The 25,434-nt window shown below is 51.1% G+C and carries 23 protein-coding genes and 2 pseudogenes; 13 read left to right on the forward strand and 12 right to left on the reverse strand.

The window, feature by feature from the left end:
- Nucleotides 1–28 precede the first annotated feature (28 nt).
- Nucleotides 29–1,393, forward strand: coding sequence for a tRNA uridine-5-carboxymethylaminomethyl(34) synthesis GTPase MnmE (gene mnmE / locus D6029_RS05825; protein WP_120063859.1), 1,365 nt, complete (start codon nt 29–31; stop codon nt 1,391–1,393).
- 73 nt (nt 1,394–1,466) lie between these two features.
- Here mnmE and D6029_RS05830 read toward each other — a convergent pair whose 3' ends face one another.
- Entirely contained in the window at nt 1,467–2,513 is a 1,047-nt protein-coding gene (locus tag D6029_RS05830; RefSeq protein ID WP_120063860.1) for an aldo/keto reductase, read from the reverse strand.
- Between the two features lie 103 nt (nt 2,514–2,616).
- Between D6029_RS05830 and D6029_RS05835 the strand changes: the two genes are divergently transcribed.
- The 3 genes from D6029_RS05835 (at nt 2,617) to D6029_RS05845 (ending at nt 5,002) form a co-directional block, all read left to right on the forward strand.
- Nucleotides 2,617–3,549 carry an AraC family transcriptional regulator gene (locus D6029_RS05835; RefSeq protein ID WP_120063899.1) on the forward strand — a complete coding sequence of 311 codons (933 nt, stop codon included), beginning with the start codon at nt 2,617–2,619 and terminating at the stop codon, nt 3,547–3,549.
- Between the two features lie 133 nt (nt 3,550–3,682).
- A complete protein-coding gene (locus D6029_RS05840) occupies nt 3,683–4,399 on the forward strand; it encodes a 4'-phosphopantetheinyl transferase family protein (RefSeq protein WP_120063861.1) in 717 nt (238 codons plus the stop codon).
- Nucleotides 4,400–4,435: 36 nt separating this feature from the next.
- The gene (locus D6029_RS05845; protein ID WP_120063862.1) at nt 4,436–5,002 is read left to right on the forward strand and encodes an NADPH-dependent FMN reductase; all 567 of its coding nucleotides are present in this window, start codon (nt 4,436–4,438) and stop codon (nt 5,000–5,002) included.
- Here the strand turns inward: D6029_RS05845 and D6029_RS05850 are convergent.
- Entirely contained in the window at nt 4,999–5,571 is a 573-nt protein-coding gene (locus tag D6029_RS05850) for a TetR/AcrR family transcriptional regulator (RefSeq protein ID WP_120063863.1), read from the reverse strand. The genes D6029_RS05845 and D6029_RS05850 overlap by 4 nt on opposite strands.
- A 189-nt stretch (nt 5,572–5,760) precedes the next feature.
- Here D6029_RS05850 and D6029_RS05855 point away from each other — a divergent pair, with 189 nt between their 5' ends.
- Together D6029_RS05855 and D6029_RS05860 are read left to right on the forward strand one after the other, a co-directional pair.
- A complete protein-coding gene (locus tag D6029_RS05855) occupies nt 5,761–6,876 on the forward strand; it encodes an MBL fold metallo-hydrolase (RefSeq protein ID WP_120063864.1) in 1,116 nt (371 codons plus the stop codon).
- A gap of 21 nt (nt 6,877–6,897) precedes the next feature.
- Nucleotides 6,898–7,239, forward strand: coding sequence for a RamA family antibiotic efflux transcriptional regulator (locus D6029_RS05860; RefSeq protein WP_120063865.1), 342 nt, complete (start codon nt 6,898–6,900; stop codon nt 7,237–7,239).
- A gap of 58 nt (nt 7,240–7,297) precedes the next feature.
- Here D6029_RS05860 and D6029_RS05865 read toward each other — a convergent pair whose 3' ends face one another.
- Complete coding sequence (locus tag D6029_RS05865) at nt 7,298–8,635, reverse strand: NCS2 family permease (RefSeq protein ID WP_120063866.1); 1,338 nt, start codon at nt 8,633–8,635, stop codon at nt 7,298–7,300.
- 305 nt (nt 8,636–8,940) lie between these two features.
- Between D6029_RS05865 and yieH the strand changes: the two genes are divergently transcribed.
- On the forward strand, nt 8,941–9,606 hold the full coding sequence (gene yieH, locus D6029_RS05870) for a 6-phosphogluconate phosphatase (protein WP_120063867.1): 666 nt from the start codon (nt 8,941–8,943) through the stop codon (nt 9,604–9,606).
- Nucleotides 9,607–9,635: 29 nt separating this feature from the next.
- On the opposite strand, the gene D6029_RS05875 is transcribed toward yieH, so the two are convergent.
- Complete coding sequence (locus tag D6029_RS05875) at nt 9,636–10,670, reverse strand: LacI family DNA-binding transcriptional regulator (protein WP_120063868.1); 1,035 nt, start codon at nt 10,668–10,670, stop codon at nt 9,636–9,638.
- Nucleotides 10,671–10,941: 271 nt separating this feature from the next.
- Here D6029_RS05875 and D6029_RS05880 point away from each other — a divergent pair, with 271 nt between their 5' ends.
- From D6029_RS05880 to D6029_RS05900, 5 genes and pseudogenes are all read left to right on the forward strand, one after another.
- Nucleotides 10,942–11,385 carry a PTS sugar transporter subunit IIA gene (locus tag D6029_RS05880; RefSeq protein ID WP_120063869.1) on the forward strand — a complete coding sequence of 148 codons (444 nt, stop codon included), beginning with the start codon at nt 10,942–10,944 and terminating at the stop codon, nt 11,383–11,385.
- A gap of 18 nt (nt 11,386–11,403) precedes the next feature.
- Nucleotides 11,404–11,691, forward strand: a complete 288-nt coding sequence (locus D6029_RS05885) for a PTS sugar transporter subunit IIB (protein ID WP_115631722.1) — start codon at nt 11,404–11,406, stop codon at nt 11,689–11,691.
- Nucleotides 11,692–11,703: 12 nt separating this feature from the next.
- Nucleotides 11,704–12,959, forward strand: a pseudogene (locus tag D6029_RS05890) (PTS ascorbate transporter subunit IIC).
- A 175-nt stretch (nt 12,960–13,134) separates the two neighbouring features.
- Nucleotides 13,135–14,301, forward strand: coding sequence for a hypothetical protein (locus D6029_RS05895; RefSeq protein WP_120063870.1), 1,167 nt, complete (start codon nt 13,135–13,137; stop codon nt 14,299–14,301).
- A 2-nt stretch (nt 14,302–14,303) separates the two neighbouring features.
- The gene (locus D6029_RS05900; protein ID WP_120063871.1) at nt 14,304–14,723 is read left to right on the forward strand and encodes a hypothetical protein; all 420 of its coding nucleotides are present in this window, start codon (nt 14,304–14,306) and stop codon (nt 14,721–14,723) included.
- A gap of 48 nt (nt 14,724–14,771) precedes the next feature.
- Here D6029_RS05900 and phoU read toward each other — a convergent pair whose 3' ends face one another.
- The 6 genes and pseudogenes from phoU to rluF all read right to left on the reverse strand — a co-directional run.
- Nucleotides 14,772–15,497, reverse strand: a complete 726-nt coding sequence (phoU, locus tag D6029_RS05905) for a phosphate signaling complex protein PhoU (RefSeq protein ID WP_034499841.1) — start codon at nt 15,495–15,497, stop codon at nt 14,772–14,774.
- Nucleotides 15,498–15,539: 42 nt separating this feature from the next.
- Nucleotides 15,540–16,313 (reverse strand): phosphate ABC transporter ATP-binding protein PstB, encoded by a 774-nt coding sequence (pstB, locus tag D6029_RS05910; RefSeq protein ID WP_034499921.1) that lies wholly within the window; start codon nt 16,311–16,313, stop codon nt 15,540–15,542.
- A gap of 47 nt (nt 16,314–16,360) precedes the next feature.
- Nucleotides 16,361–17,251, reverse strand: coding sequence for a phosphate ABC transporter permease PstA (gene pstA / locus D6029_RS05915; RefSeq protein ID WP_120063872.1), 891 nt, complete (start codon nt 17,249–17,251; stop codon nt 16,361–16,363).
- Nucleotides 17,248–18,210: a phosphate ABC transporter permease PstC gene (gene pstC, locus D6029_RS05920; RefSeq protein WP_034499846.1), complete on the reverse strand. Its 963-nt coding sequence runs from the start codon at nt 18,208–18,210 to the stop codon at nt 17,248–17,250. The genes pstA and pstC overlap by 4 nt, the downstream gene beginning before the upstream one ends.
- A gap of 65 nt (nt 18,211–18,275) precedes the next feature.
- Nucleotides 18,276–19,316 (reverse strand): phosphate ABC transporter substrate-binding protein PstS, encoded by a 1,041-nt coding sequence (gene pstS, locus D6029_RS05925; RefSeq protein WP_120063873.1) that lies wholly within the window; start codon nt 19,314–19,316, stop codon nt 18,276–18,278.
- 143 nt (nt 19,317–19,459) lie between these two features.
- Nucleotides 19,460–20,182: pseudogene (gene rluF / locus D6029_RS05930) on the reverse strand (23S rRNA pseudouridine(2604) synthase RluF); the annotation flags it as partial.
- 317 nt (nt 20,183–20,499) lie between these two features.
- On the opposite strand from rluF, the gene D6029_RS05935 reads away from it, so the two are divergent.
- A complete protein-coding gene (locus D6029_RS05935; RefSeq protein WP_120063874.1) occupies nt 20,500–21,771 on the forward strand; it encodes an MFS transporter in 1,272 nt (423 codons plus the stop codon).
- A 74-nt stretch (nt 21,772–21,845) separates the two neighbouring features.
- Here the strand turns inward: D6029_RS05935 and glmS are convergent, their stop codons facing one another.
- Nucleotides 21,846–23,675: a glutamine--fructose-6-phosphate transaminase (isomerizing) gene (gene glmS / locus D6029_RS05940; RefSeq protein ID WP_120063875.1), complete on the reverse strand. Its 1,830-nt coding sequence runs from the start codon at nt 23,673–23,675 to the stop codon at nt 21,846–21,848.
- A 242-nt stretch (nt 23,676–23,917) separates the two neighbouring features.
- Nucleotides 23,918–25,285: a bifunctional UDP-N-acetylglucosamine diphosphorylase/glucosamine-1-phosphate N-acetyltransferase GlmU gene (glmU, locus tag D6029_RS05945; RefSeq protein ID WP_120063876.1), complete on the reverse strand. Its 1,368-nt coding sequence runs from the start codon at nt 25,283–25,285 to the stop codon at nt 23,918–23,920.
- Nucleotides 25,286–25,434: the final 149 nt, after the last annotated feature.

Below are 25,434 nucleotides of genomic sequence, written 5' to 3' on the forward strand. Positions count from 1 at the left end.
TCCACCACTTAATAACGAAGGGGCAGTAATGAGCCATAACGAGACAATCGTTGCCCAGGCGACACCGCCGGGACGTGGTGGAGTCGGTATCCTGCGCGTCTCAGGCCTTCAGGCGCGTGAAGTCGCGCAAGCGATTCTGGGCAAACTCCCTAAGCCACGCTACGCCGATTACCTGCCATTCCGTGATGCAGACGGCAGCGTTCTGGATCAAGGCATCGCGCTGTGGTTTCCCGGCCCCAACTCCTTCACCGGAGAAGACGTGCTGGAACTTCAGGGTCACGGCGGCCCGGTTATCCTCGATTTGCTGTTAAAACGCATTGTGGCGCTTCCAGGTCTGCGCATCGCAAGGCCTGGCGAGTTCTCTGAACGTGCATTCCTTAACGATAAGCTGGATTTGGCTCAGGCCGAGGCAATTGCCGACCTGATTGACGCCAGCTCAGAACAGGCCGCTCGTTCCGCGCTAAATTCTTTGCAGGGCGCTTTCTCAGCACGCGTAAACCATCTGGTTGAAGCGCTGACGCATCTGCGAATTTACGTCGAAGCGGCGATTGATTTTCCGGATGAAGAAATTGATTTTCTCTCCGACGGCAAAATTGAAGCGCAGCTAAACCAGGTGATTGGCGATTTGGACGCGGTTCGCGCCGAAGCGCGCCAGGGAAGTTTGCTGCGTGAAGGCATGAAAGTGGTGATTGCCGGGCGTCCAAACGCCGGGAAATCGAGTCTGCTGAACGCTCTCGCCGGGCGAGAAGCCGCGATCGTGACGGATATTGCTGGCACCACACGCGACGTTCTACGCGAACATATCCACATCGACGGCATGCCGCTGCATATCATTGATACCGCCGGTTTACGCGAAGCCAGCGATGAAGTTGAGCGCATCGGTATCGAACGTGCCTGGAACGAGATCGAACAAGCTGACCGCGTGCTGTTTATGGTTGACGGCACGACAACCGACGCGACCGATCCGGCTGATATTTGGCCTGACTTTATTGCACGCTTACCGGCGCGTTTGCCGATTACCGTGGTGCGAAACAAAGCGGATGTCACAGGCGAAACGCTGGGTCTGAGCGATGTGAATGGTCACTCACTTGTGCGCTTATCTGCGCGTACCGGTGAAGGCGTAGATGTGCTGCGCGATCATCTTAAACAGAGCATGGGCTTTGAAACCAATATGGAAGGCGGATTCCTCGCACGCCGTCGCCATTTGCAGGCGCTGGAACAAGCGGCAACGCACCTGCAACAAGGCAAAGCGCAGCTTCTGGGCGCATGGGCTGGGGAATTGCTGGCTGAAGAATTACGTCTTTCCCAGCAGAGCCTGAGCGAAATCACCGGTGAATTTACTTCAGATGATTTGCTCGGACGCATCTTCTCGAGCTTCTGTATCGGTAAGTAAGCGAAAAAGTAAGCAGGCGCTCACTTTTCACTCATCCCGCAAAGCTCATGGCTTTGCGGGATTTTTTTGGTCGTTACGGCAATTTAAAGCCCGGGATTCTCGCCATAATGCTGTTCAGTAGCGCTTCGTCAGAAATCCCCTGGAAGTCATAACGCGGTGTGTATGGCGATTCGAGCGCCATAAGCTCATCTTCAGTCAGCGTGATATCCAGTGATGCCACCGCATCGTCGATTTGCTGAATGCTGCTTGCGCCCACCAGCGGAGCCGTCACCACCGGGTTTTTACGCAACCACGCCAGGGCGATTTGCGCACGAGAAACGCCACGGGCGGCGGCAATATCGCCAACGGCATCAATGATTTGGCGATCGCTTTCCTTCGTGAATTGGGTATAGAGCATATCGGCAAAACCATCTTTGCCTGAGCGTTCAGTCGTTTTCGCATCATCCCAGCCACGCGCCAGACGACCTCGTGCCAGCGGACTCCAGACCATGGTTCCCACGCCTTCGTCGGCGCACAGCGGCAGCATTTCGCGTTCTTCTTCCCGCGCCAGCAAGTTGTAGTGGTTTTGCATCGTAACGAAGCGCGCCCAGCCGTTGGCTTTTTGCATATGCAGCGCTTTGCTAAATTCCCAGGCATGCATCGAGGAGGCCCCGAGATAACGCACTTTCCCGGCTTTCACCACGTCGTGCAACGCTTCGAGGGTTTCTTCGAGCGGCGTGGAGTTATCCATACGGTGGATTAAATACAGATCGACATAATCAGTGCCTAATCGACGCAAACTATGGTCGATTTCCGCCATGATCGCTTTACGAGATAACCCTTTGCCATTTGGCCCAGAGCGCATTGGGTGGCGAATTTTGGTCGCAATCACCACATCATCACGGTTGGCATAATCTTTTAATGCCCGTCCAAGAATTTCTTCACTGCTTCCCTGGGAATACAGATTTGCGGTATCAAAAAAGTTAATTCCGCTTTCCAGCGCGTGTTTGATCAGCGGGCGACTCTGCGCCTCATCCAGCGACCATACAGGATGGCCACGGCCAGGTTCACCGTAAGTCATTGCTCCAATGGCCACAGGTGAAACATCTAATCCGGTATTGCCTAGTTTGATATAACGCATCGGTGATTCCTCGGGAGAAGTAAACAAATCAGGCTGTAGTTTACGCGCAGGAAATAGAACGATGAATGCGCTAAAATTCACGAAACATGCTCAGGAGTTCAAAATGCACAGCGATCCGTTTTCAGATTTTCTTCGTCTGGCCGATGCAAAACCAGTCGTTGCCGGAGGTTTTAGCGCAGGCGGCGACTGGGCGATACGCTTCCCAAAGCCTGAATACCTTAAATTTTTTGCACTGGTGAAAGGGCGCTGCGTTCTGATGTTTGAAGGTGAAAGAACGCCGGTTTACGTCGAAGAAGGCGACGTATTTTTGCTTTCTTCCACGCCATCGTTTGTGCTGGCAAGTGATTGCATCACCGAGCCGGTAGACGCCAAAGCCTTGTTTAGCGGCAGTCACAACAAAACCGCAGTCATTGGCGACTGCAAAGACTGCATTCAGCTTGGCGGCCACGTTAAGCTTGATCCAGATAGCGGAAAGCTGTTGGCACAAGTGTTGCCGCCGTTAATCCACGTGCGAGCATCCTCGCAACAAGCAGGTGTTTTATCGTGGCTGCTTGAACAACTGGTGCGAGAAGTTTCTCAACCCCTTCCCGGTTTTAGTGTCGTTTCGATGCAGCTCACTCAATTGATGTTTGTGCAGATCTTGCGTGAATATCTGCAAACCGCCACGGATCTGCCGTGCAACTGGCTCAAAGCCGTCAGCGATAAACGTCTCCAGCCTGCGCTAGCATTAATGCACAACGATCCGGCGCAAAACTGGCAGTTAAGTGAACTGGCAAAGGCCGCAGCGATGTCGCGCACCAGTTTTGCGGTGTATTTCAAGTCGATCGCTGGTGTCGCGCCATTGACCTACCTGACGCAATGGCGCATGTATTTAGCCGGGCAATCACTTCGTAAAAGTGAGCTGTCGGTCTCCACGCTGGCGCTTCAATACGGTTACGCCTCCGAAAGCGCATTTAGTACCGCCTTCAAGCGCATCAATGGCGTTTCTCCACGCAATTATCGAAATTTAAAAATGGCGGAGCTGGCAGACAATTAAAATCAAAATATTCATGGGCTTGATCATTTGTTGAGGTTTTGATCGTTTTTTATCCATGGCGGGCCGTGCGTTTCCCCGCTAAAAAACCTACAATCGAGAACAGAGTACATTGCCTGGTATCAAGGAGAGACAAATGGCAACGCATTTCGCAAGATGGACGATCAACCCAAAGTACCCCTTTTCAAGCCGGCTGAATGACGAATGTCATGCCCACGCCCGCCAGATGCCAGAACACCGCCGCTCACGATTTTTAGCCTCCCGCAGTCTGTTGGCTGAATTGCTTCATATGCTGTATGGCATTCAACAATTGCCGAAAATCATCACCGACGCCGCCGGACGCCCACATTTTGCCGACCCTTCACTGACCGATTTCAGCATTGCCTACGCCGGAAACAAAGTCGGCGTATTGATCACGACCGAAGGCCGTTGTGGGTTGGATATCGAGATAAATCAGTCGTTCGGCAATCTTCCTTCTGTTGCCGCTTCTTCAAGCTTTCGCAGTAATGAGTCCATCTGGATAAACAACCAAAAAAATCCGGGTGAGGCCAAAGCGCAGCTGCGCACCTTGCATCAAAGCGCATTTAAGTTGACGGGGCGCGAAGAAAGTTTGCAGCTTCTGCCGGGTGCCGGGCGCACACGCGTGAGTGACCAGACTGAAATAGAAGCGATCAGCGACGTAGAAGGGTTACTGATTTGGGGTTGTGTGGTTTCTCCCGCAATCGAAAAACTGAGTTTGTGGGAGTTTGAAAGCCCGCAAAACTGGCATAGTCTGTGGGATGTTCAATCTCGCTACCGGGATCCCGACGGCAGCATCATTCGCTTAACCAGTATGTCGTCCGAAAAAGCGTAATATCAAAATTCAGCGTCCTGACACCAAGGAGTATTCATGTCCGACACGTTAAAGATTGTCACGTTATTAGGTAGCCTTCGACAGGGTTCATTCAACGCCATGGTGGCGCGCACGTTGCCACGAATCGCACCGGCTGGAATGAGTATTGACGCATTACCGTCGATTAAAGACATTCCGTTGTATGACGCCGATATGCAGCAAGAAGAGGGTTTCCCGGCGACCGTGGAAGCGATTGCCGAGCAAATTCGCGCCGCAGATGGCGTGGTGATCGTGACGCCGGAATATAACTATTCGGTGCCGGGCGGCTTGAAGAACGCTATCGACTGGCTGTCACGCTTGCCGGAACAGCCGCTGGCAGGAAAACCGGTGCTGATCCAAACCAGTTCAATGGGCGCGATTGGCGGCGCGCGCTGCCAGTATCATCTGCGCCAGATTCTGGTGTTCTTAGACGCGATGGTGATGAACAAGCCCGAATTTATGGGCGGCGTGATTCAGAATAAAGTGGATGCGCAAACGGGCGAAGTGGTTGATCAAAGCACGCTCGATCATCTGTCCGGGCAGCTCACGGCGTTTGGCGATTATATTCAGCGAGTTAAACGCTAGTTAGCCAAAGCACGCCACATCGTCTCAAAACCTAACGCTTTAAAATCGCCAGCTCGTTCCGGTTCGCGGCTGGCGAACTCCATCGTCGTTTCTGCCAGGGACGAAAAAATAGCATCGCTAAATGCGCGATACGGCCCGCTGCTGAAGGCTTTTAAGATCGATTGCGAGCAAATTTCGTGTAATTCCGGGAACAACTCCGCCACTTTCTGCTTGGTTTCTTCGTCAATTTTATCGCTCACTGCGAGCTGGCGAATCGCGCGATGCGCTTGCGGATTGGCAATCGCCCAGTCGATGTAACTGTTCCAGATATAGCGGGTGTATTCCTTCGGTTCCTTCAACGTGCGGTCGAGATTCGCCTGCATCGCCAACAGTAAACCTTGCTTCAAATGTAGATAAAGCTCGTTGAGCAAATCATCCTTCGTGGCGAAATAGCGAAACAGCGTGCCTTCTGCAACCTTTGCGGCACGGGCAATCTGCGCGGTAGACGCCACAATACCCGACTGGCCAATGGCAATAGTCGCCGCTTCCAGTAACGCTAGTTTTTTATCTTCACTCTTCGGACGAGCCACAACGATTAACCCTCAAAATTAACGAAAGCGAATTGAATCACGCGAGCTACGCCACTGCAACGCTGAATGTCAGCGATTGAAAAGCATCTTGACGCAGGTCACTCTGTATCTATAATGAGTGCTTACTCACTCATTATCAAGTTTTGTTAGCAACGTTCAAGTGGAAGGGGCGTACATGCGGGCCAGGATATGAAACGTCTCTCCTTATGCGCGGTTATTATTATGTTGATTGCTACAGCAGCCAGTTTGCCTTTTGTCCTGAATGCCGGGTTTGGTCAGGCTCCGCAGGGAGAAGGTTTAAGTTTAGTCGAACGTTCTGCCAATTACGTGGATGGGCAATTCCGCAACCAGGTGCCAACCCAAAGTTATACCGGGAAGAAAAGTATCCTCGCGGCATCGTGGGAATTTTTAACCTCTCGCACTGAAAACGCGCGCCCGCAACAGCCGCTGCCGCTGGTTAAAACCGATCTGGCCAGCCTGCCGCTGGAACAAGACACCATGGTTTGGCTCGGCCACTCCTCGTGGTATTTGCAGCTGGCGGGAAAACGCATTCTTATCGATCCGGTTTTTAGTCGTTACGCCGCGCCATTTTCATTTCTGAATAAAGCTTTTCCAGGGGATTACCCTTGGACGGCAGAGTCGATGCCGGAAATCGATCTGCTGATTATTTCCCACGACCATTACGATCATCTGGATTACGCCACTATCAAAGCGCTGAAACCTAAAATCCGCCAGATAATCACTCCGCTCGGTGTCGGTTCGCATCTGCGTTATTGGGGCGTAAATAGCGACATCATTCATGAAAAAGACTGGAACCAGGCGGTAAAAATCTCGAATGCGCTAACGGTTCACGTTTTGCCTGCACGTCATTTTTCAGGCCGTGGCCTGAAAAGAAACCAGACGCTTTGGGCGAGTTTCATGTTCGTGACCGACAAGCAGAAGGTTTATTACAGCGGTGACACCGGCTACGGGCCGCATTTCAAAGCCATCGGTGAACAGTTTGGTTTCGTGGATATCGCAATTATGGAAAACGGCCAGTACGACGAGGACTGGAACAACATTCATATGATGCCAAAAGAAACCGCGCAGGCCGCCGTGGATTTGAATGCACGCGCCATTCTACCGGGGCATGCGGGCCGCTTTGTGCTGGCAAAACATACCTGGGATGCACCGTATAAAAGCCTGAGCGAAGCCAGTTCCGGCGAACCATTCCGCCTGTTAACACCGAAGCAGGGTGAGCCCGTTTTGGTGAACGACAACACTCAACAATTTAGCGCCTGGTGGGAATCAGCCAGTGCCATGTAAGCGAATCGCGCGGGGGGACGAATGACTATTTCAGCTCAGGTTATCGACACAATTGTTGAGTGGATTGACGACAATTTGCACCAGCCATTACGGATTGATGATATTGCCGATCATGCGGGTTATTCGAAGTGGCACTTGCAGCGTTTGTTTATGCAGTACAAAGGCGAGAGTCTGGGGAAATACATCCGTGACCGCAAATTGTTGCTGGCCGCGCGGGATTTACGCGATACCGATAACAAGGTCTACGATATTAGTTTGAAGTATGGTTTTGATTCGCAGCAGACGTTTACGCGGATATTTACACGTACGTTCCACCAGCCGCCGGGGCGGTATCGAAGGGAAAATCATAGCCAGTCGCAATGACTGGCTATTTTTACGGTCACGCAGGCCGGATAAGCAAAGCGTCATCCGGCACAATCAATTAATGCGCGTCGATAAAGACGATTTTCAGAATGAACAACAGCGCCACAACAATCACGCATGGGCTGATTTCACGCCAGCGACCGGTGCCGAGTTTCATTACACAGTAAGAGATAAAGCCCAGCGCGATGCCTTCGGTGATGGAGAAGCTGAACGGCATCATCACAGCGGTGATAAACGCTGGCACCGCTTCGGTCAGGTCGTCCCACTTCACGCGAGACAAGCTGGAAGTCATCAGCACGCCAACGTAAATCAATGCGCCCGCAGCAGCATAAGCCGGAACCATACCCGCCAGTGGTGACAGGAAGATAACCAGCAGGAACAGCAAGCCGACGATTACCGCCGTCAGGCCAGTACGCCCGCCAACCGACACGCCAGAAGAGCTTTCGATATACGCAGTCACCGATGAAGTGCCGATAAACGCACCCGCAACAGAAGAAACGCTATCAACGTACAGCGCCTGCTTCATGCGTGGGAATTTCCCTTTTTCGTCGGCAAGACCAGCTTTATCCGTTACGCCAATCAACGTACCGGATGAGTCAAACAGGTTTACCAGCATAAAGGAGAAGATGACGCCTGCCAAACCGATGTTCAGCGAACCGGCTAAATCAACCTGACCGACCACGGAAAGCACGCTCGGCGGAGCAGAAACAATGCCGTGATACTGCACGTCGCCCATCATCCAGCCCAGCAGCGTAGTCACCACGATGGAAACCAGTACCGCCGCGTGAATGTTACGCGAAGCCAGAATAGCGATGATAAAGAAGCCCAGCGCGCCCAGCAAAACGCTGTGCGAAGTCAGGTTACCGATGGTGACCAGCGTGTCTTTGTTCGCAACGATAATCCCGGCGTTTTTCAGCCCCATCATGCCGATGAACAGACCAATACCGCTGGTGATACCCACGCGCAGGCTCATCGGGATATTGGCAATCATCCAGTAACGCACGCGGAAAATGGTCAGCAACAACAGGCCCGTCGCGCCCCAGAAAATCGCGCCCATGCCGACTTGCCAGGAAATCCCCATCGCGCCAACCACCACAAAGGCGAAGAACGCGTTCAGGCCCATTGCCGGAGCCAGTGCCACTGGCAAGTTGGCGAAAATACCCATCAGGATGCTACCTAATGCGGCAATTAAACAGGTGGTGACAAAAACGGCCTGGGTATCCATACCAGCGGCGCCAAGGATCTGCGGGTTGACGAAAACGATATACACCATCGTCAGGAAGGTCGTAAGACCGGCGATCACTTCAGTGCGTGCCGTGGTGCCGTGTTCGCGCAGTTTAAACACGCGCTCGAGCAGCCCCGGATTTGCGGCCGGAGTAGATTGTGGTTGGCTCATTAGTCTTAATTCCGAACATTGAGAGGGAAAATCCGTCGCTATCCTATACCAAAAATTACAAAACATGATGTCGAACGCAGATTTTTTTTCATTGAATTTTCTTATACGGCAACGATTGCGTGCCGCAAAAATTGCGCAAATTGGGTAAAGTAGATATTTACTCTTATACCCGAGCGACTTCAAGATGCAGGTAGGCGGCAATCGAATGAGTCCTGATGAGCTTACTCAAGTAAGTGATTCGGGTGAATGAGAGCGGCCAACACCCCTGCAGTTTGAAGGGCGATGGGTAGAAATAAGGAAGCGGTATGTCCCGGATAGATGCGGTGTTCTTCGACTGCGATGGCACGCTAGTTGATAGTGAAGTGATTTGCTCCAAAGCCTACGTGCATATGTTTGCGCAATACGGCATCGAACTTGCGCTTGAGGAGGTTCACAAGACCTTCAAAGGGATCAAGCTTTACGAGATCATCGACACCATCAATGCCCAACATGGCGTGAATCTGTCAAAAGAAGTGCTGGAGCCAATTTATCGCGCCGAAGTTTCACGCTTGTTTGACAGCGAGCTGGTGGAGATTGAAGGAGCAACCGAGCTGGTTGCGCAAGTTAACGTGCCGATGTGTATCGTTTCCAACGGCCCGGTCAGCAAAATGCAGCACTCGCTGGGCAAAACCGGCATGCTCCACCATTTCGAGGACAAACTGTTCAGCGGCTACGATATTCAGCTTTGGAAACCCGATCCGGCGCTGATGTACCACGCCGCCGACGCGATGCGTGTCGAGGCAAAAAACTGTGTGCTGGTGGATGATTCAATGGCAGGCGCGCAATCGGGTATTGCCGCGGGAATGGAAGTTTTCTATTTTTGCGCCGACCCACACAACAAGCCGATTGATCACCCTAAAGTAACGACCTTTACCGATTTAGCGCAGTTGCCGGAGTTATGGCGTGCGCGGGGTTGGAATATTACCGGTTAAATTGCCAGGCGGGGGAACCCGCCTTTTGTTTACGTGCTCTGGCGCAGCTCAATCTGGTAGTTAAATAGCTCGACTCGCGTTTCGTCTAATTCATCATCCCGATCATCATTGAGCAACTCAATCAGCAGTTTGCCCGCCTCTTTGCCCATCTTTTTATAATCAATACGAATAGAAGTCAGCGTGGGATGCGTCTGGTCGCAACTGTCGGAACCATCAAGACAGGCCACAGCAATATTACCGGGGATTTTCAGCAAACGGCGCTGGCATTCAAACATCACGCCCAATGCAATGTCTTCGTGGCTGCAAATCACCGCATCCAACTCCGGCTGGCGCTGCAATATTTCCGTTAACGCATAGCGGCCAAACTGCAGGCTGGCGGCTTCCGGCGTAGTGATCACCTGGTCGGAATTCTGGTAGCGGCTCAGCATGGCTTTATGCCAGCCGTTAAGCTGCTGGCGTTGCAGGCGGTTATCCATATGCGAGCCAATAAAACCAATATTCTTATAGCCCTGATCTAACAGGTGTTCCGTCAGTTTATGTGCCGCTTCAAAAAATGATGCCTCGAGGGAAATTGCCGCCTGGCTGAACGGGGAACCCACCACGTTGATGGTCGGAACATTGGCTTTTTCAAGAATTTGCCAGGTTTTCTCAGCCAGTTGCGAGCCAAAAATCACCATCGCAGCCGGGTTGCTTTGCAGCAGCGTCATTAAGATTTCAGCTTCTTTATGTTGATTGTGCTCGTGGCAGCCGAGAAGTAGCTGGAATTCGTTTTTATTGAGAACTTGCTGTAACGACTGCATAAAGCGCGAACTGGCTTTGTCGGTCAGCGAAGGAATGAGTACCGCGACGGTGTCGCTATGGCCGGATGCCAGCGCACCCGCAGCGCGATTAGGGATATAGCCCAATTCCGCAACCGCTTGTTCTATCTTCTCGCGCAGCTTGTCAGAAACCTGATCGGGTGTTCTTAACGCGCGGGAAACGGTCATGGTTCCTACACCCGCAAAATTGGCGACTTCTTGTAGTGTGACTCGCCCGGTACTACGGCGCTTACGCGGCTTTTCCATCTGGCCTCTCCGGACAACGACAACTCACTGTTTTCATTATTTTTATTTCACCGACTATCCGTCAAACAATTGAACACGTTAGCAAAAACCCTAACGCATTGTATATGCCGAACCGGGATATAGCCAAAGTCGGACTCGGGAAAAATGATAGCGCTATCACAAACTCTGATAGCGCTATCAGGTAGCGCTACCAAACGAGATATCCATCACATTAATTAGCGTGTGAAAAATCTACTCTCCCTGTTAATTATCATCGGGAGTTATCAGTCGCATGTTAAAAACACTATTAACCGCAGAGGTCATTCAGGTCGTTGAGCAGGCTAAAGACTGGCGCGACGCCGTAGCGATTTCATGCCAGCCGCTGATCGAAAATGGCTCGATAGAACCGCGATACATTGATGCCATTTATCGCTCGCACGAAGCCATCGGCCCGTATTACGTGGTCGGGCCCGGCATTGCAATGCCACACGCACGGCCAGAAGAAGGGGCAAACAAACTCGCGCTGGCGCTGACACTGATCACTTCCGGTGTGAATTTCGATGCCGATGAAAACGATCCGGTGAAATTGCTGATTGTGCTGGCCGCCACCGATAGCACCAGCCACATCGAAGCCATTTCGCAACTCGCCCAATTATTCGATAACGAACCAGACATTCAGGCCATTTTGTCGGCCAAAACATCGCAAGACATTTTGTCCGTCATTGCGCGCTATTAATTATCCAGGAGAACAATGATGAAAATCACAGTGGTATGCGGTAACGGTTTAGGCACCAGTCTGATGATGGAAATGAGCATCAAAACCATCGTTAAAGATCTCGGCGTGAGCGCTGAAGTCGATCATGTTGACCTCGGCTCCGCCAAAGGTACGCCGAGCGATATTTTTGTCGGCACCAAAGACATTGCTGAGCAATTAGTCGCACAGTCCGTCGGCGGCAAAATCGTCGCACTGGACAACATGATCGATAAGAAAGCCATGAAAGAACGTTTGTCCGTGGCATTAACCGAGTTAGGCGCACTGTAAGCAGGGGTCGATATGGATTTCTTTCGTTTTTTGATGAGCGATGTACTTTCCGAACCGGCGGTGCTGGTCGGTTTAATCGCTTTGATTGGCTTGATTGCACAGAAAAAACCGGTCACCGAATGTATTAAAGGCACCGTCAAAACCATTATGGGTTTTGTGATTTTAGGTGCGGGTGCAGGTCTGGTAGTTTCATCGTTGGGTGACTTTGCGAACATCTTCCAGCACGCCTTTGGTATTCAGGGCGTGGTGCCGAACAACGAAGCGATTGTTTCCGTGGCGCAGAAGAGCTTCGGTAAAGAAATGGCGATGATCATGTTCTTCGCGATGGTTATCAACATTCTGATTGCCCGTTTTACGCCGTGGAAATTTATCTTCCTGACCGGTCATCACACGTTATTTATGTCGATGATGGTGGCAGTAATTCTGGCAACCGCAGGCATGACCGGCGTAACGCTGATTGCTGTAGGTTCGCTGGTGGTCGGTGTGGCGATGGTATTCTTCCCGGCCATTGCACACCCGTACATGAAGCAAGTTACCGGTTCTGACGACGTGGCAATCGGCCACTTCTCGACGTTATCTTACGTGCTGGCCGGTTTCATCGGCAGTAAATTTGGTAATAAAGAACACTCGACTGAAGACATGAATGTGCCGAAAAGTCTGCTGTTCTTGCGCGACACGCCGGTAGCCATTTCCTTCACCATGAGCATTATCTTCCTGGTGACCTGCCTGTTTGCAGGCGCTGACGTGGTGAAAGAGCTGAGCGGTGGCAAAAACTGGTTCATGTTCTCCATCATGCAGTCCATTACCTTCGCGGCGGGCGTGTACTCATCCTGCAAGGTGTGCGCATGGTTATCGCGGAAATCGTTCCGGCGTTTAAAGGGATTTCCGACAAGCTGGTGCCGAACGCGAAACCAGCGCTCGATTGCCCGGTGGTCTTCCCTTACGCGCCGAATGCCGTATTGGTTGGCTTCCTGAGCAGCTTTGCCGCCGGTTTAATCGGCATGTTCGCGCTGTATCTGCTGAATATGACGGTGATTATCCCAGGCGTAGTGCCACACTTCTTCGTGGGTGCAGCGGCGGGCGTATTCGGCAACGCAACTGGCGGGCGTCGTGGGGCAATTCTGGGTGCCTTTGCACAAGGTTTGCTGATAACCTTCCTGCCAGTATTCCTGCTGCCAGTGTTGGGCGATATCGGCTTTGCCAATACCACTTTCAGTGATTCTGACTTTGGCGCATTGGGTATTCTGTTAGGGATTATTGTTCGCTGATAGTTGAATTAACAAAGCAATGGTAAAAAAGGTTCTCGCTTATCGGCGATGAACCTTTTTTTATATCGATCAACCAAGAAATATAAACTCCTCTTACTCTTTTCAGACATACATGCATTTTTTGCTCGCGCAATAGTTGTAACCTTTATCCTTTGTGTTCATAAGGATTTGGATGATGTCTGTTTATCATGTCAGCACCAGAATAAATTCGAATGTACCAGCGAGTGAAATTCTTTATGATTTGTGTATTTATCGGATCGATTCGGAAAGAAGAAAACATTCCATTGTGGATGTAAAGCAACAAGCGCTTCTCGCTAATTATGAAACACAACCTCATGCAACAGAAAACATCAGCGAACCCATTTCAACCATTTATATTATGGAGGTAATACTTTACCGGCAAACCATGCTTAAAACTTTATGTATTTCTTCTACACCATTCACAAAAATGTATACGTTAGAAGAGTTCGCATCTGGTAAAGCCTGGTCACCGGTTAAGCGTGAAAACCCCTGTTATTTTCAATCAACGGGAACGACGAAGCTTCAAAGTAAAGGGGATAATATTGCCGTTATAAACATCTCCAGACCGGAACGGCCTTTTATTGCGAAGGATTATCCGATTGGTAGTTCGCAGGATCCTTTTGAAAAAACACTTATCGCGCAGCAAATAACCAGACGATTTAATCAGGTCGATTATCCAAACCAGTTCAATGCCAGTTTATGTGGCCCTGCGGCATTTTTTTACTGCCTGCAGAAAGATCGGCCTGATGTGTATGCACAAGCTGCACAGGAGTTGTGGAGAAGTGGGAAAACTAAAATTGGTCAGCTTGAGATAACGCCGAGTGGTGGTTGCCGTCATCCGATGGGTCATTTATATGGCGATATCTCTGGCCTCGACTGGATGACACTTGCCGGGCTGAGAGACTCGGAAAATAAAGTGCTGAGTTTTGACAGCCTCGATTCTCCACTGGCCGGTATAACATTATGGGGCACGTTGACAGAATGGTTTGAGAAAGCAGGCTACGAAAAGGTATTCATTAATGTCGGTATAACGCAGGCTGGAATTCAGGGGATTAATGAATTAAATGAGTATATACAGAAAGGTTATAAAGTGGTTTCACTTATTAATGACAGTTTACTACAAGGTAGTTTATCTGAACGAACAACATACCCTACGCATTGGATCGTATGGAATGGGCCAGTAACACAGGCCTCTGATGGAACTATGCATTTGAATTTATTTTCATGGGGGGATTTATCAGATCAAATAAAACCGGGAAGAGATACTTCTTTCTTCATTAGCCGATTTTTTGGAGGCGTGGTTTTTAAACCACTAAAATAACAATGGTTTTTATACGAATATTATTTGTTCTTTGCCTGTTCCCTTTGACAGCCTGTACTTTCCTAAGCCCTGAGGCTGAATATATACCAGACAATGAAGTATTACCTGCTGCAACTTTAGGAAAGCCTTACCTTTTTAAAATTAGTATCTTAGGCGGTAGAGTCTTTGGTGGAGCAGAAAGAAAGGCAGGGATTGTGGAGCCTGATGATACAGGTATTTTTGTTCGTAACTGTAAATTGCCAGACTCGGTAATTACAGAGGGTACAAGAGATATCAAAGATCATAACTGTGTAGAAGTTTATGGCACCCCCACAAAATCAGGTCTTATAAAAATAAATCTCAGCAGCGGCATGTATGGAAATATGTTCGTCCCTGGCAGTTATTTCAGTAAAGACTATACGCTGACCGTGGTGAGTCCCTAAACAGAACGATAATACATGCCCTCTCCCGAAGTGAGAGAGGGCAGTTCGTCACTCTTTCGGATCTTTACCCGCAAGCAGTTTATCCAGTTCGTCGCCGCCGACATGACGGAAGTCCTGCCCTTTAACGAAGTAGAAAATAAACTCGCAGATGTTCTGGCAGCGGTCGCCGATACGTTCGATGGAACGTGCGCAGAACAGCGCCGTCAGCACGCTTGGAATGGTGCGCGAGTCTTCCATCATATAAGTCATCAGTTGGCGCACGATGCCTTCATATTCCTGGTCAACTTTCTTATCTTCGCGATAAATACGCACCGCTTCGTCGAGATCCATACGCGCAAACGCATCCAGCACGTCATGCAGCATTTGCACGGTGTGGCGGCCTAATGACTCGAGGCTAACCAACAGCGGTTGGTGCTGGTGGGAGAATTTCTCCAGCGCCGTGCGGCAGATTTTGTCAGCCACATCGCCGATGCGTTCCAGCTCAGAAATCGTTTTGATGATGGCCATCACCAGGCGTAAGTCGCTGGCGGTTGGCTGGCGTTTCGCGATGATGCGCACGCAGGCTTCATCGATCGCCACTTCCATCATGTTAACTTTCTGGTCGCCTTCGATGACGCGCTTCGCCAGCTCGCCATCTTGATTGTGCATGGCGGTGATCGCATCAGAAAGCTGTTGCTCCACCAGCCCACCCATGGTCATTACCTGGGTGCGGATGTATTCCAGCTCGGCATTAAACTGGCCGGAAATGTGTTTGTTCAGGTTGAGGCTATCCATTTTTTCTCCTGGTGCCCAATAACTTGGAAGATAAGGGGCAAATCAACCGTAGCGGCCAGTAATGTAATCTTCAGTCTGCTTCTTGGCAGGCGTGGTAAACAGCGTGTCGGTTTCGCTAAATTCAATCAGCTCGCCCAGGTACATAAACGCTGTGTGGTCGGAACAACGCGCAGCTTGCTGCATGTTGTGCGTCACGATAACCACGGTGTAATCCTGTTTAAGCTCGGTGATCAGCTCTTCGATACGACCGGTAGAAATCGGGTCGAGCGCTGAACATGGCTCATCAAGCAGCAACACTTCCGGGCGAATCGCGATACCACGCGCGATACACAGACGCTGCTGCTGGCCACCGGAGAGACTGTATCCGCTCTGGTGCAATTTATCTTTGGTTTCATTCCACAATGCGGCTTTGGTCAACGCCCACTGCACACGCTCGTCCATGTCGCTGCGTGACAGCTTTTCAAACAGGCGCACACCGAACGCGATGTTGTCATAAATCGACATCGGGAATGGCGTCGGCTTCTGGAACACCATGCCGACTTTGGCACGCAGCAGGGCGATATCCTGGTTCTGAGTGAGGATGTTTTCCCCATCCAGCAAGATTTCACCTTCGGCCCGCTGCTCCGGGTAGAGCGAGTACATTTTGTTGAATGTACGCAGCAGGGTGGATTTACCACAGCCTGATGGGCCGATGAACGCGGTAACCTGGTTCTTAGCGATATCCAGATTGATGTTTTTCAGGGCATGGAACTTACCGTAATAGAAGTTCAAATCACGAACCTGAATTTTGTCTGGGGTAGTATCAACCATACTCATCTGTTTCTTAATCTCCGTCCGACGCCGCTTCTGCCGCGCCGTAAAATTTAACCGTGTTTACTCTTTGCGAAAATCACACGCGCCAGAATGTTCAGCAGCAGCACGCAAAGCGTAATAATCAGAACGCCAGCCCAGGCTAATTGTTGCCATTCGGCAAACGGGCTCATGGCAAATTTGAAAATCGTGACCGGCAAGTTTGCCAGCGGCTGCATCATGTCGGTGCTCCAGAATTGGTTGGAGAGCGACGTGAACAGCAGTGGAGCCGTTTCGCCCGCGATACGTGCAATCGCCAGCAAGACCCCGGTAATAATCCCGGAAACAGACGCTTTTAACGTAATCGCAGAAATCATTTTCCACTTTGGCGTGCCCAGTGCGTAAGCCGCTTCGCGCAGGCTGTCTGGCACCAGTTTCAGCATGTTTTCGGTGGTACGAATAACAATTGGCACCTGCAATAACGCCAGCGCAATCACCCCAGCCCAGCCGGAGAAGTGCTGCATCTTCGCCACTACGATGGTGTAGACGAACAGGCCGACCACAATCGATGGCGCAGAAAGCAGGATGTCGTTGATAAAACGAATCACCTCAGCCAGTGCGGATTTGCGGCCATACTCTGCGAGGTAAATCCCCGCCATGATGCCCAGCGGCGTACCGAATACGGTCGCCCACAGGATTAACAAGCCGCTACCCGCGAGGGCGTTTGCCAGGCCACCGCCTTCAGTGTTTGGCGGCGGAGTCATTTCGGTGAACAGCGCAATCGACATGCCGTCGATACCGCGAGTGACCGTTGAGAACAAAATCCACACCAACCAGAACAGGCCGAACGCCATGGTTCCCATTGAAAGTGTCAGCGCAACGCGATTTTTAAACCGACGACGAGCCTGCATTTTACGGCGTGATTCTGCCAGCGCTGCGCGACTTTCCATTTCCATAGTCGTCATGAGCGCGCTCCTTCGTTCTTAGCCAGACGCATAACCATAAACTTAGAGATAGCCAGTACGATAAAGGTGATAACAAACAGGATCAGGCCCAGTTCCATCAATGCTGCGGTGTGCAGGCCAGATTCCGCTTCAGCAAATTCGTTCGCCAGGGCAGAAGTAATGCTGTTGCCCGGCATATACAGCGAGGCGCTGTCGAGCTGATAGGTGTTGCCGATGATGAACGTGACCGCCATGGTTTCGCCCAGCGCGCGGCCTAAACCTAACATTACGCCACCAATCACACCGTTTTTTGTAAACGGTAAAACGATGCGCCAGATAACTTCCCATGTGGTGCAGCCGATACCGTAGGCCGACTCTTTCATCATCACAGGGGTTTGTTCGAAGACATCGCGCATAACGGAAGCGATGTACGGAATGATCATAATGGCGAGGATGACGCCTGCGGCGAGAATCCCGATACCGAACGCCGGGCCGGAGAACAGTTCACCGACAATCGGCACAGAAGAGAGCACGTTGCCGACCGGTTCCTGGAAGTATTTCGCAAACAGCGGAGCAAAGATAAACAGGCCCCACATGCCGTATACGATACTTGGAATAGCCGCTAACAGTTCGATGGCGATACCCAGCGGGCGGCGCAACCAACCTGGTGCCAGCTCCGTCAGGAACAGCGCGATACCGAAACTCACCGGTACAGCGATAAGCAGCGCAATGAACGAGGTGACCAGCGTGCCGTAAATCGGCACCAGCGCACCATAAATATCGTTAGGAGCATCCCACTCTTTATTCCACAGGAACGAGAATCCAAATTTCTCGATACTTGGCCAGGAGGAGATGACCAGGGAGATAATGATCCCACCCAGCAGAAATAGCACAATCAACGCTGCCAGTTTTACCAGCGCGCTGAAAATGACATCACCTTGTTTGCCAGGGGCTTTGAACACCGGCTTACTCACTGCCATAACTTACTCTTTGTTGTTTAGAGGTTTTCCCGGAGTAAACCATGATTTACTCCGGGTTGAATCACTTAGTAAATCGCTTTACCGGAGCTGTCTTTCACGCTGGTTTTCCATGCGGCACGAACTTGCTCAACAACCGCATCTGGCAGAGAAGCGTAATCCAGGTCGTTCGCCTGTTTTGCGCCATCTTTGTATGCCCAATCGAAGAACTTCAGCACTTCAGCGCCCTGCTCTGGTTTCTTCTGCTCTTTATGCACCAGGATGAAAGTGGTGGACGTAATTGGCCACACATCGTCACCTTTCTGGTTTGTCAGATCCTGAGCGAAAGTTTTGCTCCAGTCAGCGCCTTTAGCGGCGTTGCTGAAACTCTCTTCCGTTGGGCTGACTGGTTTGCCATCGGCTGATACCAGTTTGGTATACGCCAGGCTGTTTTGCTTCGCATAAGCGTATTCAACATAACCGATTGAACCTGGCAGACGCTGAACGAACGCGGCGATACCGTCGTTACCTTTGCCGCCCAGGCCTGTCGGCCAGTTTACCGTTGAGCCTGCACCGACTTTGGTTTTCCACTCTTCATTCACTTTCGCCAGGTAGCTGGTGAAGACGAAGGAAGTACCGGAACCATCAGCACGACGCACAACGGCGATGTTTTGCTGTGGCAGTTTCATGCCTGGGTTGAGTTTAGCGATAGCTTCGTCATCCCATTTTTTGATTTTGCCCAGGTAGATGTCGCCCAGGGTTTTACCGTCGAGCACCAGCTCACCGGATTTCACGCCTGGCAGGTTAACCGCCAGAACGACACCGCCGATCACGGTCGGGAACTGGAACAAGCCTTCTTGTTGCAGTTTTTCATCAGACAGCGGAGCGTCAGATGCGCCGAAATCCACGGTGTTAGCAATGATTTGTTTAACGCCACCGGAGGAGCCGATACCCTGGTAATTCACTTTGTTACCAGTTGATTTATTGTAGGTATCTGCCCATTTGGCATACACCGGCGCAGGGAATGTTGCACCGGCACCAGTCAGGCTTGCAGCAGCGTTTACGCCGAAAGCGCTCAGGGATAAGGTCGCGGCGACAACAGTTGCGACAGTGGTACGCATAACTTTCATAATGTCTCCTGCAGAGGTGAACGTAAATCGTTGTTTAGTGGATACAGGATAGAAAATAGGACAGTTTGGTGACATTAAAATGTACGAATTGTGACAGTTTTATGACAGGTGATTTTGCGACCAACTTGCGCCTGTCACATTGCGGATTCTGAACGCTCAATGCGCTTCAATAACTCGCTTTGTTCGTCGCCAGTTAAATAGCGCGATTCCCCTAACGGCAGGCCTTCCAGGTGGATATTCATGATGCGGACACGTTCAAGGCGGGTCACTTCATAGCCGAAATATTGACACATCCGGCGGATTTGTCGGTTCAGCCCTTGAACCAAAATAATACGAAATACCACGTCAGATTCTTTCGTTACATTACAGCGTTTAGTTACCGTTCCCAGAATCGGAACACCCGCGCCCAGCCCAACAATAAACTCGTCAGTCATCGGCTTATCAACGGTAACCACATACTCTTTTTCGTGATTGTTACCGGCGCGCAGAATTTTATTCGCGACATCACCGTGATTGGTCAGCAAAAGTAATCCCTGGGAATTTTTATCGAGACGCCCGATTGGCGAGACACGTTTGTCGCTATGAATAAGAACGCTGATGTTATCGGGTTCACTCTTTTGCATCGTGGTGATAATGCCAACCGGCTTGTTCAAAACCATCAGCACCAGATTGTTGTCATCACGCGGCTCAATAAGCTGGTTGTTCACCTTCACCACATCCCCGGCAAAAACCTGAGCACCGAAACCGACCTGTTTATCGTTAATAAAAACATCGCCGCGTTCAATGTAACGATCGGCTTCACGGCGAGAGCAGAGGCCGCTATCGCTGATGTATTTATTAATTCGGATGGAGGAACCGGTCAGCATTTTGCGGGATGTCTCATTCATGTTTTGCATAGTTACCAATCAATCATCACCCCCATAAATGTGACGCACATCACATCCGTTATCCATTAGGGGTAGATTACACATAAAAAATTGCGCTGAGTCACAAATAATATTGAAACGTAAGTTCATTATCATCTCAAATAGTGATCTACATAACATAAACAAGTCCAGGATGGGCCAAACCCAAATCCACGACGTCTTCTGAAGCGCCGCTGATTTTTCTCTCCTCTGAATATTTAATTGCCTGCTGCTATGCAGCGGTCAGGCCACTTATTGCTTTGAAAACGGGACTCGTTATGCGCAAAACAGGCCACAAGCGCTGGTTTATGCTTTCACTGGTGACGCTTGGCACCATTCTTTGTTATTTAACCAGAAATACCATTTCTGCGGCAGCGCCAACATTACAAAGTGATCTTCATATCACGACCCAGCAATATTCATACATTATTGCGACGTTCTCAGCCTGCTACACCATCGCCCAGCCGATTGCCGGATATCTGCTGGATACGTTGGGCACGAAAGTGGGTTATACCATTTTTGGCCTGATGTGGGGCGTGTTCTGCATCGGTGCATCGTTTGCCACCGGCTGGAAAGGCCTGGCGATGTTTCGTGGCCTCGGGGGTTTCGCCGAGAGTGCGATGATCCCTGCGGGATTAAAATCAGTCACAGAATGGTTCCCGGATACCGAGCGTTCCGTCGCCGTGGGTTATTTCAACGTCGGTTCGTCTATTGGCGCAGTGATCGCCCCTCCGCTGGTGGCATGGGCCATTTACATCAGGGACTGGAGACTGGCATTTATTATCGTGGGTATTTTCAGCGTGCTGTGGGCCGCTGGCTGGTATTTCACTTATAACCGTCCGTCCAAAACCAAATCACTGTCGAAAGAAGAATATCTGTATATCACCGGCGGCCAGCCCGAAAAACCGAAGGTTGAAAAGGTACGCATTGGCCACCTGCTGAAACAACGCAAGTTTTGGGGTATTGCTCTGCCGCGCTTCCTGGCTGAACCCGCATGGGGAACGTTTAACGCGTGGATCCCACTGTTTATGGTGCATACCTACGGTTTCAACCTGAAAGATATCGCCATGTTCGCCTGGATTCCGATGCTGTTCGCAGATTTTGGCTGCATCATTGGCGGTTATCTGCCGGGCATGTTCCAAAAAATCTTCGGCGTGAATATTGTGGTTTCCCGCAAACTGGTCGTCACATTAGGTGCAGCGCTGATGATTCTGCCGGGCATGGTTGGCCTGTTTGGTAGCCCGATGGTGGCGATTGCGCTGTTATGCGTTGGCGGTTTTGCTCATCAGTCACTTTCCGGTGCGCTGATTACGCTGTCTTCCGATATGTTCGATTCTAACGAAGTTGCCACCGCCAACGGTTTTACCGGCATGGCAGCCTGGACCGCCAGCACCATGTTCGCACTGGTTGTCGGCGCGTTGGCCGATACCGTCGGTTTCAGCCCGCTGTTTGCCGTGCTTTCGGTATTTGATATCATCGGGGCAATCGTATTATGGGTGCTGTTGAAATCGCCTGAAGAACCAAAGCTGGTGACGCAGGAAGATAATTGATTTTGCAGTAATAAAAAGCCCGGTTGTGTTTAGCACAACCGGGCTTTTTTATTTTGTATTACCGATCAGAGCAATTATTCAACCGTGACCGATTTTGCCAGGTTACGCGGCTGATCGACGTCGGTGCCTTTAATCAATGCGACGTGATAAGACAGCAACTGCAACGGCACGGTGTAGAAGATTGGCGCAATGACTTCTTCTACGTGCGGCATTTCGATGATGTGCATGTTGTCGCTGCTGGCAAACCCAGCGTCTTTATCGGCAAACACATACAGATGGCCGCCACGCGCGCGCACTTCTTCGATGTTCGATTTTAGTTTTTCCAGCAGTTCGTTGTTTGGCGCCACAACGATCACCGGCATATCAGCATCAATCAGCGCCAGCGGGCCGTGTTTCAACTCGCCAGCCGCATACGCTTCTGCGTGAATGTAGGAAATCTCTTTGAGCTTCAGCGCGCCTTCCATTGCGATTGGGTACTGATCGCCACGGCCTAAGAACAATGCGTGATGCTTGTCGGAGAAGTCTTCAGCCAGCGCTTCAATGCGTTTGTCCTGAGACAGCATCTGCTCGATACGGCTTGGCAACGCCTGCAGACCATGAACGATGTCTTGCTCAATCGCGGCGTCCGCGCCTTTTAGGCGGCTCAGTTTTGCCACCAGCATCAGCAGAACGGTCAACTGAGTGGTAAACGCTTTGGTCGACGCCACGCCGATTTCGGTGCCCGCGTTGGTCATCAGCGCCAGGTCAGACTCACGCACCAGGGAAGAACCAGGAACGTTACAGATCGCCAGCGAACCTAAATACCCTAACTCTTTAGACAAACGCAATGCCGCCAGGGTATCCGCCGTTTCACCAGACTGGGAAAGGGTGATCATCAGGCTGTTACGGCGCACCGCAGATTTGCGGTAGCGGAATTCAGATGCGATTTCGACATCGCACGGAACACCCGCCAGGGATTCAAACCAGTAACGCGAAACCATACCCGAGTTATAAGAAGTACCGCAGGCCACAATCTGAATGTGCTCAACCTGAGACAGCATTTCGTTGGCTTTCGGGCCAAGCTCGGAAAGGTCAATCGCACCGTGGCTGATACGGCCGGTCAGGGTGTTTTTAATCGCGTTCGGCTGTTCGTAGATTTCTTTCTGCATGTAGTGGCGATAAATACCTTTGTCGCCCGCGTCATATTGCAGATTAGATTCGATGTCAGGGCGTTTAACCTGCTCACCTTTGGTGTCGAATACGGTTACCGAGCGACGAGTCACTTCCGCAATATCGCCTTCTTCCAGGAAGATGAAGCGACGGGTGACAGGCAGCAACGCCAGTTGGTCAGAGGCGATAAAGTTTTCACCCATGCCCAAGCCGATAACCATCGGGCTACCAGAACGCGCGGCCAGCAGAACGTCTGGATTGCGGGTGTCCATGATAACGGTGCCGTAGGCGCCGCGCAGTTGCGGAATGGTGCGCAGCACTGCTTCACGCAGCGAGCCGCCTTGCTCCAGTTCCCAATGCACTAAGTGAGCAATAACTTCGGTATCGGTTTGTGAAACGAATGTGTAGCCACGACCCTGCAACTCTTCGCGCAGCGGTTCGTAGTTTTCGATAATACCGTTGTGAACCACCACAATATGTTCGGAAACATGCGGGTGTGCGTTCACTTCAGAGGGTTCGCCATGCGTCGCCCAACGGGTGTGAGCAATACCGGTGCCGCCATGCAGCGCAGTTTCGGCTGCCGCTTCGGCCAGTTTGTTCACTTTACCCAGACGGCGCAGACGGGTCATATGACCTTTTTCATCTACAACTGCCAGGCCCGCAGAGTCATAACCGCGGTATTCCAGACGACGTAGTCCTTCGAGAAGGATTTCAGCGATATCACGTTGCGCGACCGCGCCAACAATTCCACACATAAGATTAGATTCCTGATAATGGCATTACGCCATGTGTTGTCGCTGACCTGTTTTACCCGTCGTCTTTCGCACTGCAGATGCGTTGGCTGCACGAAATTCTTTGGGTAAATATCCCGTATTCCGGGGCCCCGAGCCTTGTAGAGAGTGGGGTTATAGTTTTAGTACTGCTGCGGGGCGGGTCATTTTCGAGAACGACCTTCACCCCAAACCCTCTCCCGAAAGAGAGGGCTAAAAAAGACTTATTATTTCTTCACCGGACGCTGCCAACCCGGGATATGTTTTTGCTTCACGCGGCTGATAACCAGTTCATCTTCACCCACGTTACGCGTGACTGTCGTGCCCGCGCCAATCGTCGCGCCACGTTCAATAGTGACCGGCGCAACCAGCTGGCTGTCGGAGCCAACAAACACATCATCACCGATGATGGTTTTGAATTTGTTCGCGCCATCGTAGTTACAGGTGATGGTGCCCGCGCCGATGTTCACGTTGTCGCCAATTTCGGCGTCGCCCAGGTAGCTCAGGTGGCCTGCTTTAGAGCCTTTGCCGAGACGCGCTTTTTTCATTTCGACGAAGTTGCCGACGTGTGCGCCTTCCGCCAGTTCCGCACCTGGGCGCAGACGAGCGAACGGGCCGATGGTGCAAGCGCTGGCGAGCGTTGAATCTTCAACAACGGTGTACGGGCTGATTTCGCAGTCATCGCCAATCACGCTGTTTTTAATCACGCAGCCGGTGCCGATTTTTACGCGGTTCCCCAACGTCACTGAACCTTCAATAATGACATTAGTATCAATTTCAACATCACGCCCGTGGGTCAGTTCGCCACGCAGGTCGAAACGAGCCGGGTCGCGCAGCATAACGCCCGCCAGCAGCAGTTTATCGGCCTGTTCTGTTTGGTAGACGCGCTCCAGACGGGAGAGTTGCAGACGGTTATTCACGCCTTCAACTTCGCTTAAACGATCCGGGTGAACGGCGGTGATTTCACGGCCTTCCTGATGCGCCAGCGCGATAATGTCGGTGATATAAAATTCGCCCTGCGCATTGTTGTTATCGAGTTTCGACAACCAACGTTTCAGATCCGCGCCATTCGCCACCAGAATCCCGGTGTTGATTTCGTCAATTTTGCGCTGCTCTTCAGTCGCGTCTTTATGCTCAACAATGCCAACGACTTTGCCGTTCTCACGAGCAATACGGCCATAGCCGGTTGGATCGTCGAGTTTTACGGTCAGCAAACCAATGCCGCCCTGCGGTTTGGCATCACGCAGGCGCTGGAGAGATTCGACGGAAATCAGCGGCACATCGCCGTAAAGCATCAGAATGTCTTCATCATCGGCAAAGAAAGGTGCCGCTTGCTGCATCGCATGACCGGTGCCCAACTGTTCCGCCTGCAACACCCAGTTTAGGGAATCATCGCTTAGCGTGTTTTTGAGCAAATCGCCGCCGTGGCCATAAACCAGATGCACGCGTTGTGCGCCTAAATTATTCGCCGCATCAATGACATGCTGAACCATTGGTTTCCCGGCAAGGGTATGTAACACCTTCGGGAGGTCTGAATACATGCGGGTCCCTTTGCCTGCGGCTAGGATAACCACGCTCATCGCACTGTTTGACATACGCGTCCTGACTTAAATTTGTGAGTGAAGTAAAACGATTTCACGTTGAAAATTCTACATATTTTGCAACAAAAAACGCGATGCTTAAAAAACAGGCTTTACCGGCATTTTTTGATTGCTCATGCGCTCAATTGTAGGTGGATAAGCTC

The organism is Buttiauxella izardii (assembly GCF_003601925.1).
In the GTDB taxonomy this organism is placed as follows: Bacteria; Pseudomonadota; Gammaproteobacteria; order Enterobacterales; family Enterobacteriaceae; genus Buttiauxella; species Buttiauxella izardii.